The sequence below is a fragment of the Paenibacillus rhizophilus genome, from assembly GCF_003854965.1.
In the GTDB taxonomy this organism is placed as follows: domain Bacteria; phylum Bacillota; class Bacilli; order Paenibacillales; family Paenibacillaceae; genus Paenibacillus_AQ; species Paenibacillus_AQ rhizophilus.
This window is the reverse complement of record NZ_RQPI01000011.1, coordinates 151,256-161,819: the sequence shown is the minus strand read 5'-3', so window position 1 is coordinate 161,819 and position 10,564 is coordinate 151,256. Positions and strand designations below refer to the sequence as shown.

Annotated in this window: 18 protein-coding genes; all 18 read right to left on the bottom strand. The window is 52.1% G+C overall.

Features of this window, described 5'->3' with window-relative positions; translation table 11 throughout:
• Positions 1–196 precede the first annotated feature (196 nt).
• The 18 genes from EH198_RS17835 to EH198_RS17755 all read right to left on the bottom strand — a co-directional run bounded on the left by EH198_RS17835 (position 197) and on the right by EH198_RS17755 (position 10,550).
• Positions 197–838: a DNA cytosine methyltransferase gene (locus tag EH198_RS17835; protein WP_281278020.1), complete on the bottom strand. Its 642-nt coding sequence runs from the start codon at positions 836–838 to the stop codon at positions 197–199.
• Between the two features lie 70 nt (positions 839–908).
• Positions 909–1,337 (bottom strand): hypothetical protein, encoded by a 429-nt coding sequence (locus tag EH198_RS17830; protein ID WP_124696870.1) that lies wholly within the window; start codon positions 1,335–1,337, stop codon positions 909–911.
• Positions 1,334–1,489, bottom strand: coding sequence for a hypothetical protein (locus EH198_RS24775; protein WP_185702949.1), 156 nt, complete (start codon positions 1,487–1,489; stop codon positions 1,334–1,336). Before EH198_RS24775 ends, EH198_RS17830 begins: the two co-directional genes overlap by 4 nt.
• Positions 1,479–1,886, bottom strand: a complete 408-nt coding sequence (locus EH198_RS17825; protein WP_124696869.1) for a hypothetical protein — start codon at positions 1,884–1,886, stop codon at positions 1,479–1,481. Before EH198_RS17825 ends, EH198_RS24775 begins: the two co-directional genes overlap by 11 nt.
• On the bottom strand, positions 1,883–2,167 hold the full coding sequence (locus EH198_RS17820) for a DUF3310 domain-containing protein (protein ID WP_221621538.1): 285 nt from the start codon (positions 2,165–2,167) through the stop codon (positions 1,883–1,885). The genes EH198_RS17825 and EH198_RS17820 overlap by 4 nt, the downstream gene beginning before the upstream one ends.
• Positions 2,164–2,568: a YopX family protein gene (locus tag EH198_RS17815; protein ID WP_124696868.1), complete on the bottom strand. Its 405-nt coding sequence runs from the start codon at positions 2,566–2,568 to the stop codon at positions 2,164–2,166. Before EH198_RS17815 ends, EH198_RS17820 begins: the two co-directional genes overlap by 4 nt.
• Positions 2,565–2,930 (bottom strand): hypothetical protein, encoded by a 366-nt coding sequence (locus EH198_RS17810; protein ID WP_124696867.1) that lies wholly within the window; start codon positions 2,928–2,930, stop codon positions 2,565–2,567. The genes EH198_RS17815 and EH198_RS17810 overlap by 4 nt, the downstream gene beginning before the upstream one ends.
• Positions 2,931–3,007: 77 nt before the next feature.
• Complete coding sequence (locus EH198_RS17805; RefSeq protein WP_124696866.1) at positions 3,008–4,900, bottom strand: DNA cytosine methyltransferase; 1,893 nt, start codon at positions 4,898–4,900, stop codon at positions 3,008–3,010.
• An 18-nt stretch (positions 4,901–4,918) separates the two neighbouring features.
• Entirely contained in the window at positions 4,919–5,164 is a 246-nt protein-coding gene (locus EH198_RS17800; protein WP_124696865.1) for a hypothetical protein, read from the bottom strand.
• 233 nt (positions 5,165–5,397) lie between these two features.
• The gene (locus EH198_RS17795; RefSeq protein WP_246014395.1) at positions 5,398–6,090 is read right to left on the bottom strand and encodes an HNH endonuclease; all 693 of its coding nucleotides are present in this window, start codon (positions 6,088–6,090) and stop codon (positions 5,398–5,400) included.
• Positions 6,087–6,440: a hypothetical protein gene (locus EH198_RS17790; RefSeq protein WP_124696863.1), complete on the bottom strand. Its 354-nt coding sequence runs from the start codon at positions 6,438–6,440 to the stop codon at positions 6,087–6,089. Before EH198_RS17790 ends, EH198_RS17795 begins: the two co-directional genes overlap by 4 nt.
• Before the next feature lie 54 nt (positions 6,441–6,494).
• Positions 6,495–7,202 (bottom strand): hypothetical protein, encoded by a 708-nt coding sequence (locus EH198_RS17785; protein ID WP_124696862.1) that lies wholly within the window; start codon positions 7,200–7,202, stop codon positions 6,495–6,497.
• Positions 7,203–7,204: 2 nt separating this feature from the next.
• Positions 7,205–7,618 carry a replication terminator protein gene (locus tag EH198_RS17780; protein ID WP_185702948.1) on the bottom strand — a complete coding sequence of 138 codons (414 nt, stop codon included), beginning with the start codon at positions 7,616–7,618 and terminating at the stop codon, positions 7,205–7,207.
• A gap of 91 nt (positions 7,619–7,709) precedes the next feature.
• Positions 7,710–8,258, bottom strand: a complete 549-nt coding sequence (locus EH198_RS17775; RefSeq protein WP_124696861.1) for a Holliday junction resolvase RecU — start codon at positions 8,256–8,258, stop codon at positions 7,710–7,712.
• A complete protein-coding gene (locus EH198_RS17770) occupies positions 8,227–8,445 on the bottom strand; it encodes a hypothetical protein (RefSeq protein ID WP_148091511.1) in 219 nt (72 codons plus the stop codon). Before EH198_RS17770 ends, EH198_RS17775 begins: the two co-directional genes overlap by 32 nt.
• Before the next feature lie 14 nt (positions 8,446–8,459).
• On the bottom strand, positions 8,460–8,792 hold the full coding sequence (locus EH198_RS17765) for a hypothetical protein (RefSeq protein ID WP_124696859.1): 333 nt from the start codon (positions 8,790–8,792) through the stop codon (positions 8,460–8,462).
• Positions 8,789–9,646 (bottom strand): ATP-binding protein, encoded by an 858-nt coding sequence (locus EH198_RS24770; protein WP_281278019.1) that lies wholly within the window; start codon positions 9,644–9,646, stop codon positions 8,789–8,791. Before EH198_RS24770 ends, EH198_RS17765 begins: the two co-directional genes overlap by 4 nt.
• On the bottom strand, positions 9,576–10,550 hold the full coding sequence (locus EH198_RS17755) for a DUF4373 domain-containing protein (protein ID WP_124696857.1): 975 nt from the start codon (positions 10,548–10,550) through the stop codon (positions 9,576–9,578). Before EH198_RS17755 ends, EH198_RS24770 begins: the two co-directional genes overlap by 71 nt.
• Positions 10,551–10,564: the final 14 nt, after the last annotated feature.

Genomic DNA, 10,564 nt, shown 5'->3' with positions numbered 1-10,564 from the left:
GTTATTTACCAGTGAACCATATACCCATTCACCTGTATAAGTTGATTGACCTCTATACTTATTCATTGCTTATCCCTCCCTTGGAGAGGGGTGGTTAAGCCCCTCTAACCCTGTATTCGGCCCCCGCCTAAAGGCTGGGTGATTCGGTCGCGTCGATGGCCTGCCGGCCAGATGTGCTATTTTCTCGTACTACGCATCAAAAGCTCATTTCTATCTGCCCTTCAGCGATTCCAATTGATCGTAAGAACTCATTCGCGATATACCGGGAATATGCCGGTGGTATCGCCTGCGCCAGCTCGTATTGATTAAGTCCTGGCAGCCCCATAATCTCCCGGGCCAACGGCACACCGCTGAAGTGACCGACGATCTGTAGAAACTCTCCATCCTTTGGCGGCCTGCCCATTTTCGTGCTGCGGGCTACATGCTCCGGATGCTCCGGCTGTTGGATCGTAAAGCTTGATTCAAATAATCGGTGCCTGTACGTCCGCAGACCGAACATTGTCCCGCATAGAATAACCGGGTTTCGCAAAGGCGCTTCAGGTACATTTTCGATCACCCACGGCACCCCAGATTCGACCATCATATCCCGGGTGGCATCAATCATGTCCGGGTACTCTTTGCCTTCCCTACGCCACTGTGTGCCTGCAAGCGTGTACTGCTGGCATGGCGGTGAAGCCCAAATGAAATCGAACTCTCTCAGAAAATCTATGGATAATGTCATTACATCGGATTGAATAAATCTGAACGGGTACCTTTTCTGTGGCTCGATATCAACACCGGTTACTTCGAATCCTGCCTGGTGCAACCCCCTACCGGCACCACCACCGCAGCAGAACAAGTCAAGTGCCTTCAAACCCTCACTTCCTTCCTGCGCCGTATGCGTCTACTACGGCTTACATCGAATGTTCTTAAGCATATCCGGTAGCCGTATGATCCTTTAACACTTGGTATGCCGCCATAGCCCGCTCTCTGTGGCTGGCTGTCATCATCCTTCCCACGACCTTTGACGTCCATATCGGCTTATCCGGGTCGCACGTCTCGTCGAATAGATTGCTAAGGTAGGCGTCCACATCTTTGGCAATCGCCGCTGCCTGTACCTCCAGAGAGGCGGCAGGGTCGCCAGAGTAATTAGGTATATCTGCCCATGCCTCTTCTTCTGTTGCCCTCCAGACCGCCGTTCTCCATCCTCCAGTTAGCGGGTGAGTGTTGTACTCCCCGAAGTCTCCCATTATTACAACGCGGGAATCTGTATCACGACCACATACACGAGCGTTATACATCAACACCGCTAGCGCCCGGTTAAGCTGCTGGTCGGTCATATTCTGTACTTGTGTCATGACTCGCTATCCCCTTCCCCATCGCAGGTTGTCACATGTTCGAAATAGCGGTCTGCATCGTCCAGTTCCTCGTCATCCAGATTATTAATCTCGAATTCACGGCCGCAACGTGGGCATTCGGCAATATCGCCGAGTCCGAAATCAATGATCATCCGTCTTCTCCCCTTCCTTATTTCCCAGTGCCAAATTGACATATGCCTTGATCGCTGAATATGCATCATTGTTGATATAAGACAGAGAATTTATCATGTTGAATATGTTGGTCTGCCGGGCTATGGTCTGCTGTGCCTCAACCAGCTCACGATGATATCCACCAGCTACTTCATGTTCTACCGCACGCCATTTCTTTTCTTCTGCTAGTTGTTGTTGTGCCTCTTCCAGAGCAGCCCGGGCCTCTACAAGCTCATCAATCGCTCCGGCAATGACAAAATCCTCATCGTCCGACTGCGGTGGGATATGCAGGCTGTGCTCTCCTTTTATGAGCCGCTGCAACGCGGCGCGCATCTGTTCCGGCGTGTGTCTGGGTAAGGAAACTTTTCCTTCGGTCATGCCTTCTCACCTCCAGATTGACTTTGAATCAGCCGTTGCAAATACCAATTTGCTTTATTCAGGTCCTCAGCGCCGTTTTTATACTTCCATCGCCACATATACTTGAGCACCTGTCCGGTAAGAAAAGCTTCGTTTGCGTCAAGACCAGCAATAGCCGACTCAATGGCATCAATACATTCCACTTTTCCTGATGTATAGTGCTTTGGGCGATTAACCGGGTCGTGTCCGATGAATCCGGACCGCTGAGCCCGTGTCGCTGCTGGCAATCTATCCTCGTTCATGCTTTCGCCGCCTCTCCCAATAGTTCAGGGTTCTCGTAGATGTTTCCGATGATTATCCCGTTCTCGTTTTCGAAGTAAAGCATTGTTGTGCCGAATGGATGATGCCCAATCATTTCGGCATAGAAGGCTCCTTTTCTGTAAGCCACTTTAAAATGTCGTTTAACCACCTCTCCCGACATCGGATTTTTATAGCTACCGTCAAAAACATCCCCATCATAAAGCTCCCGTAAGTTTCGGTCCTTTAGTCCGGTGTTTTGCACGATTTCAAAGCGGTCAGTAATGTTCATGTCTCCGCTGTAGATTTGGCCGTTTTCAGGCTCAAATCTCCATCCGGCGGCCCAAAGACTAACGAATTTCTGCTCGGGCTTATAAAAGAATTTGTATTTGATTTCTCTGCTCATGACTGCACCTCTCCCTCAGTCAATCCCGGCTCTACCATTCTGAGCAATCGTTCGGCGTCGGCTGCTGTACCCTCGCCATTGAGGACGCGGTAGCGGAATTCGTCGTCCAGCGGTCCCCATACAACCAGCTTCCCGTTTTCATAATCGTCTGCGTATTTCTCGCTGAAGGCCATTGCCAAAATGCAGAAGGTTCCTCCTTCGGCGTATCGGTCAATAGTTTCGGACTGAACTCCGACGGCCATCAGTCGGGAACGGTTCTCTTCGCTGTCGGCGACAAGAATATAGCAATCGTCTCCGCCCTGCTGTTCGACCACTTCCAAACTGTTCAGTACATCCAGAATCGCTTGTTTATTTACACTCATTGCTAATCGTCTCCTTTGGTGGGGAAAGGGTGTAGCCTCCCCCCCGATATGTGGGCTTTTCCCCTGTATTGGCTTAACTACAAGCTAAATTCCAGTTGCCCGGCAGCCGGCTTGTACCGCTCCAGCGCCAGCGTACGGCCGGAGCCGACGCACATATCTGGTAGGTTCGCCCTTACCAGTGCCGCGGCGAATGGAGGCGGAACGGCGTTTCCGCAGCGGGCAACCTGCGCGCTCTTAGAATACCGCTTGCCGTCAGCGTCCACGTCGATGATGTAGTTTGCCGGAAAGCCCTGCGCCGCGAATAGTTCGTGTGGCTCCAGCATCCGCATGCCGATATCTACGATCTGATATTCGACGCCCTTAATCGTGACAATGCCGAATCGGTCATGCGTCATAATCGTGTGCAGCGGCTCTTTTAGCGATTGGCCAACGTCTTTAAAGTTGTATTTGAGCAGGAATGCTCTGACTTCGCCAACATGCAGCCCTCCGGCGGTGACCGTAGGCATGGGCTCCGTGACTGGCTGGCCGTCCGCGCAGGTCCCGCGCAGCTTGACCAGGTGTGAGGTAACAATCCCACTCTTTCCGCCGCCCCCGGCAGTCACTGTGCCGAGTGGTGCGTCCGCGGTACTGCCGACAGATTCGCCAAAGTGCCGGACGACGTGCGCCGTCACCAGTGCGTTATGATCAACGGTCGTAACGGTTGGCAGCGGTTCTTCTATGTCAGCGCCAGGCCCTGTGTAATTGCCGCCGTAGTGCTTCGCAAGAAATGCCGCGACCATGGCGTGCTTACGACCGCCGGCCACCACCGTACCCAGTGGTTTGTGCAGCCCCGGGACGCGCGGCGCCTGCCCCGGCCCCTCTCCGTATCCAATCTCAATCAACGTAGGGCTGACAAGCATGTGATGATTGCCCGTCGTGATTGTACGTAACGGCACTTCTGGCGAGCTGCCCGGATGCCCGGAAGTATTAACCCCTAGCACAGGAGTCACAAGTAAATGCTCAGCCTTGGTTGTTACCGTCGTTAGTGGATCGTCGAGCTCATATTGCAGCCGGTCTCCGCCATATCCGGTCTGTCCGATGCGGGCGATGTATGGTGTTACAACGCCCCAGCCGTTTACCGCTGTCACCGTTTGAAAGGGCTCGTCAATGCTTTGTCCCCGAAACTGGTCGTATTTGTGATTGACTTTGATCACATAAGGGGCGATGAATGGGTTAGGATTGTCCAAGATAAACCGCTGAATGCCCCGGGCGATCCGCCGTTCTGTATTCTCCGCCAGTGGCTTCTTCCGCTCGAAGATGCTCGGGCACGGTATAGACCAGTCGATGATCTCCGCCGCCGTCCGCCATGGCTTAAGTTTGCCGGACTTGACCGCCTCGCTTGTTGGGTCCCCGTGTGTTGACTCCGGCCAAACGATCGGACGGCCATCCCGCCGGGCCACCAGGAACAGCCGCTTTCTGATCGTCGGAGCCCCGTAGTCGCAAGCCCGCAGCTCGCGCCATTCTACGCGGTAACCCTGCCGGCGGAGTGCGTTCACGAAGCAGTTGAACGTCCGTCCCTTCTGCGCTGGGTCAGGGTAGCCATCTTTCAACAGTGGACCCCATGTCTTGAATTCCTCGACATTTTCGAGCATAATCACCCGGGGCCGGACTGTGGCCGCCCAGCGGACCGCGACCCACGCGAGCCCGCGGATACCCTTTTCAACCGGCTTTCCACCTTTGGCTTTGGAAAAATGTTTGCAGTCCGGGCTCAGCCAGACCAGTCCGACCGGACGCCCGCCGGTGACCTCCCGTGGATCAACATCCCAAACCGATTCACAGTAGTGCTCCGTTTCTGGGTGATTGGCGCGGTGCATAGCGATCGCCGCGGGATCGTGGTTGATGGCGATGTCCACGCTGCGGCCGGTTGCAAGTTCTATGCCTGTCGACGCGCCCCCGCCGCCGGCGAAGTTATCGACGATGATTTCTCTCATGCATTCCCGTCCTTTCTATCACCATTTGTATCCGGGATAATCTGTCTCGAAAATAAATTTCCGCAGCTCAGAATCTGTCATTTCCAGCACCTCAGATGGAGTTGCCGGGCATGGTTGTTTACGATACGCAGCCCGGATCGCATAATCTCCTGCCGTCCGAAGCAACTCGGCGCGGCCAAAACCATTTAATACGGTTCGTATCTCCAAAATATCGATCTGTGATAGATTTATGGGTTTACTCACTTCTAAAAGAGCTTGGTTCATGCATTTTCATCCTTTCATTTTCTCGGGATAGTCTTAATCTTGTATTGAACCCGGCACCAAGCGGGGCGGCAGCGGCGTAGGATTTCTTCCTCGGCCGCCTGCCGTTCCCAAGGGAGGGCGTATTGGTCTTGCAAAACGGTGTAGAGTTCTTCACGAGTTGCGCTTTTCCAGTTCATAAGGAGCGCTCCCTTATGATGTATTTTCGTTGTTATGTGCATAATCTTGTTGATAACTCAGTCTTCGAACCGATCTGTTGGACGGTAATGCCCAGCGGCAGCGTAACCATTCAAGGCATCCGTCACCATTCCGGTAAAGACCTGCAAGGCCTTGGTATCGAATGACTCTATGAGTCTCAATTCCTTGGCTCTGAGAGGCCGTCCGGCTGCCGAAGCAACCAAGTCTGCCACGGGCTCAATCTGCCGCATACGCTCGTCTCGTTCACGTTCGGCTTGCTCTTGGGCAGCGAGTTTACGGTTATGTTCTTCCCAATCTTGTTCGTCGTACCAGAAGTAGTCGCCGTATTTCTCGCGGTAGATAGTGATCCACTCTTGCAAAAGCCCCTCGTTCGTTTGGATCATGTCATGACACGGGCCGCACAAGCGGAGGCCGTTGGTCTTGACGCCTCTTCCGCGATTATGGCCTCTGCCTCTTGGCCAAACATGATGAGTAGTGGTGTCGGGCGCTGTCTTGCAGTGCTGGCACTGCCCGTCCGCTTCAGCAATCAACTCTTTGATCACTTTGGGCGGGAACTCCGCTCGGTCTGCACTACTCTTGCCGGGAGTATGGTCCGAAAATAGATTCTGCTTCCACTCCGGCAGCAGCTTCTTTTCCTTCCGGCCGCGTCCCAGGCTGCTTGTCTTCTTTGACTTCTCCTCCTTCGGAGGTTTCCAGAAGGTCTGATGCGGCATGTTATCACCTTCAGTCATGTCTGAATTTCGTTGTTATCTGCTTTAATTAGATAAAATTCACGCTGGAGTACTCGCTCCTCCAATGCGGTTATTTTCTTTGAGTTCAGTTCTTCCGCTTGGCGGTGGAAAAACGGCACATATCGGAAGTGGTCTGGCGCCGCGGCGCTATAAAAGTAAGCAACGGCATATTCATTGGTTTTTACTGGGCATCCTAGCTGCTTGCAGCGTGTTGCAGTAAGGAGAATCCCTCCTAGTGGAGGAGTGCCAAACCAGCGGCCTGTTAATGCGCCGGCGGCGTCCGGGATAAAACAAGGCTGACCGGTATCCATCATTTCATTTTTCGTGAGCCATCCCTTTTTATTGGGCATCCGGCATAACTCCTTATAGAGAAGGGCAGCCGAAGCCGCCCTGATAGAATGGAATTACGCAATAATTACGAAGTCACCATCAGCAATTTCATCTTTCAGTGCTTCCGCGAGATAATCCTTAATCGTATCCATAGCTTCAACCTTCCATGCTCCGCCATCCGCTTCAATCAGAGCAGCAGTCGGGCCGCTCCGCATGCGGAACACGAACAGAGATTCAGGCTGCTTCACTTCGACGAAAGTACGATACGGCAGTAATGTTACTGGATTCGGCACGGTTACGGTTCCCACGGTAGCTACACCCGTTTTTGCCGTAATCTGTTGGGCGACTCCATCATCACCGGTGTTCTGTACGGTCTCTTCCTTTACGTTTCCGACAATCTTGAGAAGAGAAGCCCTAGTTTCCGACGGTACGAAGAGCGACTGCAGCATGATATTGAAGGTTTCCACATCCATAAAGCTGTCAAAGCGAATGGACGGCAGCAGGGCATCCGCTACGGCGAACGTGGAGCGGACGAAATCGTCATTGAATGTGCCGAATGCTGACACTCTAGTTGGGCTCTCAACGTGAATCATGAGTTTTCCCGGAGCATCGTATTGAGATTTGAGGTAATCCACGAAGCCGGAGAGACTACGAATCACCAGTGCCGACGGAGTGGGTTGCTTCAAAAGGGTCAGTGAATGATTGGAATATTGCTGGCCGTTGATTTCAAGTGTCTTCTGGCTCGCCAATCCAGTGATGTATTGCAGGGCTTCTTTGATCATGATTATTTGCCTCCTTGGGCTTTACGTTGTAGGTATGAAACATTATTGCCGGCTTCTTCGGTTGCTAATTTTTTGCCACGGTCGTCCGCAAGATCGCCGTCGTTGTCCATCATCATTTGATTTTTCGTACCAGAGACGAGTTCCTCGACAACGGCTTGCCCGGCATTGTCTTTGCCGAATACCAGCTTTGTCGCAACGCCATGCGCCGGCGCGAGAACAGTTTTAGTATCGATGCTTACCAAGGCGATATCGCGCTCCTCGTCCGGTTTGAGCGTAATAGTCATGGTGACCTTACGGGCTTTTTTCCAGTCGGTGTTAGGGTCCATGATGTTGTCTGCTGCCTTTTTCAGTTCGATGTTCAGCCGTTCGCTTACGGCGCCGCCGGCCAGGTTATCCAAATTGATTTCGTTGCTCATATTCATCCTCCAGTTCTGTATTTGAAGTAAATGGGTACACCAGTTCGACTAATGGCTGCGGTGGTGCCCGATCCCCTGTCATATCAGGGGCCTAAGTTTCTGCTGAGAACCAAAGCTTGTCTACTACAGCCAAGTAATCTACCGGCACTCTACCGGATCGCACCTCGTATCCTTCAATCTCAAAGTCATCTAGGCTAATGCTCTTCCGTCCGCCTCCGGCTGCAGCTCGTTTATACTTCCGAAGCGCCGTAAATGGCAGGAGGTAGGTCACTCGGTTCCGCCCGAAATGAACAAGGATAAAGGTTAGCGATCCGTGCCTATGCGATCTCTCCAGGTGTTCGTACTGGTGATCCTCCACCCGACTCAAGTCGAATCGGACTAAATCCTCAACGTCCTTAGCTTCAAAATCCAGCCGCCGACTGCGGTAGATTCCATCAAAATCAACCGATGATTTTTTCTCAAAGACAGCATCGGTGATTCTCCCGCCCCGCATTTGAATGACCTTGATTGGTGTCGGACGCTTCTTAATGATGGCGATATCCCGCTTGCTGTATAACTCATTGCTGTATTCGAGGAAGCCTTCAAAGGCCATGCCGCGGTTCCCGTAGTTACTTGCCTTGCTTTTTGCTCTTTCGCCCATCTTTTGCCTCCCTCTTCTCTGCGATTTGGTCGATTATGTCCGTTACCCGCTCGCGAATGTATTGCTGCCGGAATTCGGCATCTACACCGAGTAGACCGCCCTCCGTATAAATCCGAGCGATGATATGATCAGCGCCATCCAGTTTGTCGAAAAGCCTGAGCTCAAACGATTCAAAGACCTCGTCCATTTTCTGTTGCTTGCTCAGATACAGGCGCTTCCCTGTCCCGGCCATGCCGCACCCCGTTTCCAAGGCAAGTACGGCCCGATTGTATAGATTAGCGTCCGTTCTCCCTTTTTGATCACTTCGGCGTAATAATCAAGCTGCTCCGTGGTCAAGGTAGCTTTATGGCATTCACAGACCGGTACGGTCGCCCATGTCGTTTTTGCTATGCTGTGGCATCCCGGTATCTTGCAGGATGGATATTTCCGGCGGAGCCGTTCTTCTTCGGCTTTGATCCGGATGTCGTAGTCAAGAGATTCGTCTGTGATGATCTGCCGCAGCTCCGCTTCAGTCCTCCAGTTCAGAAAGTTCATGATCTTCCTCCATTCGCTCGCCTGATGGCATCTTCCCGGCGTTTTGAGGTCCCTTGATTTTCGTAAATGTCTGTTGATCCAAGAATGCGGTCATATATCCGTCCGTCTTCATCGAGGGGCGCGCCGAGCTTATCTTTTTCGAACCACCGCTGAAGCCGGCCTAAATCAAGATTTGTGGTGAAATTCGTTGGCTTTCCCTGCCGGCCATTGAGGATCGGGAACAGAATGTCATTGAATTCATATTCCGTCAGGTACCCGCTGCCCAGCTCGTCCAGTGTAAGGAGATCGGCGGCAATCGCTCCGGAAATAATGTCCGTCAAGCTGATTTTTGAGCCCTTTCGGTTCGTGTCCTTCGCTAAGTTGAAAAGCTGTGGAACATCCAGGAAGAGACACACCCACCCGCGCCGGTTCAACTCGTGATTGATCGCTGCAGCTAAATGACTTTTCCCATTCCCGGGGCGCCCATAGAGCATAAGGCCGGTTGACCGTCCTTCGAACCCGTTTGTAAAACTGATCGCCGCGCGCAACACTCCGTCTGTTCCAGGTCTTTTTGTGAAATTATCGAATGATGCTCTTTTCAAGTCTTCGTTCATGATGCTGCGGGCGTATATTCGTTCCATGTTGGCCCGCCGCAGCTTCCGTTCCTGTTCCTTCTCCCGCGCCTCGTTTTCAGCAACCACGCATGCACATGCTTTTTTCAAACCCCATTTCCCGTTAAATGGAAGGTAGGTCCGACCGATTGTCTGACGGCAGCCAAGGCAACTGTATGTCCCCTCATGCTCGCTATCTGCGAACAAAGATGTCGTCGTCCGAAGGGGCCGAAGGGCGTTTTCCCTCGCTGCGGATTCTTCCATCTCGCGGAGCATCGCCGTAATAGGTGGCGTCGATATCTTCCGGTTCGGGAGGCGGCGGACCGAGCTCATCGTATTCTGGATAAGCTGCTTGTCCTCTTCCGGAAGATCCAAATCCTTCGGGTCCATCGTCTTCACCTCCTGATAGGTAATCTTTATAAGTACCGGCATTAAGATAGGTTGTCGGCATCTTCGCAAACTCGGAATGCAGGCCTATCGTTTTGAAATCTTTGGAATAAAGGATCGTGCAAGAAATAAGCGCTTCTCTTTCGGATGGCTTGACCTTCTTCTTCCATGTCGCAAACGCCTTAGCCTTATCTTTTCTCCTGGTCGTGGGAAACACTTTCCAGAACCTTTCGAAATCTGGGTGATACGGATCAGCGTGTGGTTCCGCCGCAGGCGAATCACACAATGGTTTTATATTTTCCTTTTCTTTACTTTCCTTTTCTTTACTTTCCTTTCCTTGCATTCCGTCAGCATTGCATCCGCTATGCATATGCATTTCTTCTGCATTTTCCGGAATAGGATGTTGAGCTGATTTTCCCTTGCCCCATCTGGATTTTGCCGCTTCTGACTTCTTGCGAGAAACCTCATCGCGCTTCGCCATCCGTCGGTTGAGAGAATCACTCCAGAAGCACTCTCCGTCGCTTGAAAACAGCTTGAATTCATGGATGCAGTCATGCACTAATTGTGCAATCTTAGTGCAATCGGAATGCATTTGTGATGCATATGCATTGAATGCGTACTTCGCTTGCATGTCCAGTTTGTAATCGCTGGACTCCCGCATCATTTCAATCAGCATCCAGTACCAGCCGTATCCCTCCGCTCCGTAGACGCCGATCATGGCTGATATTTTAGGATCATGCCGCGCGTTGCTGTCGTGTGAAAAATAGTAGGCGTCTTTCATTGATTCACCCGCAT

What these genes read in the sequence shown, in the direction of transcription:
- EH198_RS17830 (WP_124696870.1), bottom strand. Translation starts at nt 1,337, where the DNA reads ATGACACAAGTACAGAATATGACCGACCAGCAGCTTAACCGGGCGCTA.
- EH198_RS24775 (WP_185702949.1), bottom strand. Translation starts at nt 1,489, where the DNA reads ATGATCATTGATTTCGGACTCGGCGATATTGCCGAATGCCCACGTTGC.
- EH198_RS17825 (WP_124696869.1), bottom strand. Translation starts at nt 1,886, where the DNA reads ATGACCGAAGGAAAAGTTTCCTTACCCAGACACACGCCGGAACAGATG.
- EH198_RS17820 (WP_221621538.1), bottom strand. Translation starts at nt 2,167, where the DNA reads ATGAACGAGGATAGATTGCCAGCAGCGACACGGGCTCAGCGGTCCGGA.
- EH198_RS17815 (WP_124696868.1), bottom strand. Translation starts at nt 2,568, where the DNA reads ATGAGCAGAGAAATCAAATACAAATTCTTTTATAAGCCCGAGCAGAAA.
- EH198_RS17810 (WP_124696867.1), bottom strand. Translation starts at nt 2,930, where the DNA reads ATGAGTGTAAATAAACAAGCGATTCTGGATGTACTGAACAGTTTGGAA.
- EH198_RS17805 (WP_124696866.1), bottom strand. Translation starts at nt 4,900, where the DNA reads ATGAGAGAAATCATCGTCGATAACTTCGCCGGCGGCGGGGGCGCGTCG.
- EH198_RS17800 (WP_124696865.1), bottom strand. Translation starts at nt 5,164, where the DNA reads ATGAACCAAGCTCTTTTAGAAGTGAGTAAACCCATAAATCTATCACAG.
- EH198_RS17795 (WP_246014395.1), bottom strand. Translation starts at nt 6,090, where the DNA reads ATGACTGAAGGTGATAACATGCCGCATCAGACCTTCTGGAAACCTCCG.
- EH198_RS17790 (WP_124696863.1), bottom strand. Translation starts at nt 6,440, where the DNA reads ATGCCCAATAAAAAGGGATGGCTCACGAAAAATGAAATGATGGATACC.
- EH198_RS17785 (WP_124696862.1), bottom strand. Translation starts at nt 7,202, where the DNA reads ATGATCAAAGAAGCCCTGCAATACATCACTGGATTGGCGAGCCAGAAG.
- EH198_RS17780 (WP_185702948.1), bottom strand. Translation starts at nt 7,618, where the DNA reads ATGAGCAACGAAATCAATTTGGATAACCTGGCCGGCGGCGCCGTAAGC.
- EH198_RS17775 (WP_124696861.1), bottom strand. Translation starts at nt 8,258, where the DNA reads ATGGGCGAAAGAGCAAAAAGCAAGGCAAGTAACTACGGGAACCGCGGC.
- EH198_RS17770 (WP_148091511.1), bottom strand. Translation starts at nt 8,445, where the DNA reads ATGGACGAGGTCTTTGAATCGTTTGAGCTCAGGCTTTTCGACAAACTG.
- EH198_RS17765 (WP_124696859.1), bottom strand. Translation starts at nt 8,792, where the DNA reads ATGAACTTTCTGAACTGGAGGACTGAAGCGGAGCTGCGGCAGATCATC.
- EH198_RS24770 (WP_281278019.1), bottom strand. Translation starts at nt 9,646, where the DNA reads ATGGAAGAATCCGCAGCGAGGGAAAACGCCCTTCGGCCCCTTCGGACG.
- EH198_RS17755 (WP_124696857.1), bottom strand. Translation starts at nt 10,550, where the DNA reads ATGAAAGACGCCTACTATTTTTCACACGACAGCAACGCGCGGCATGAT.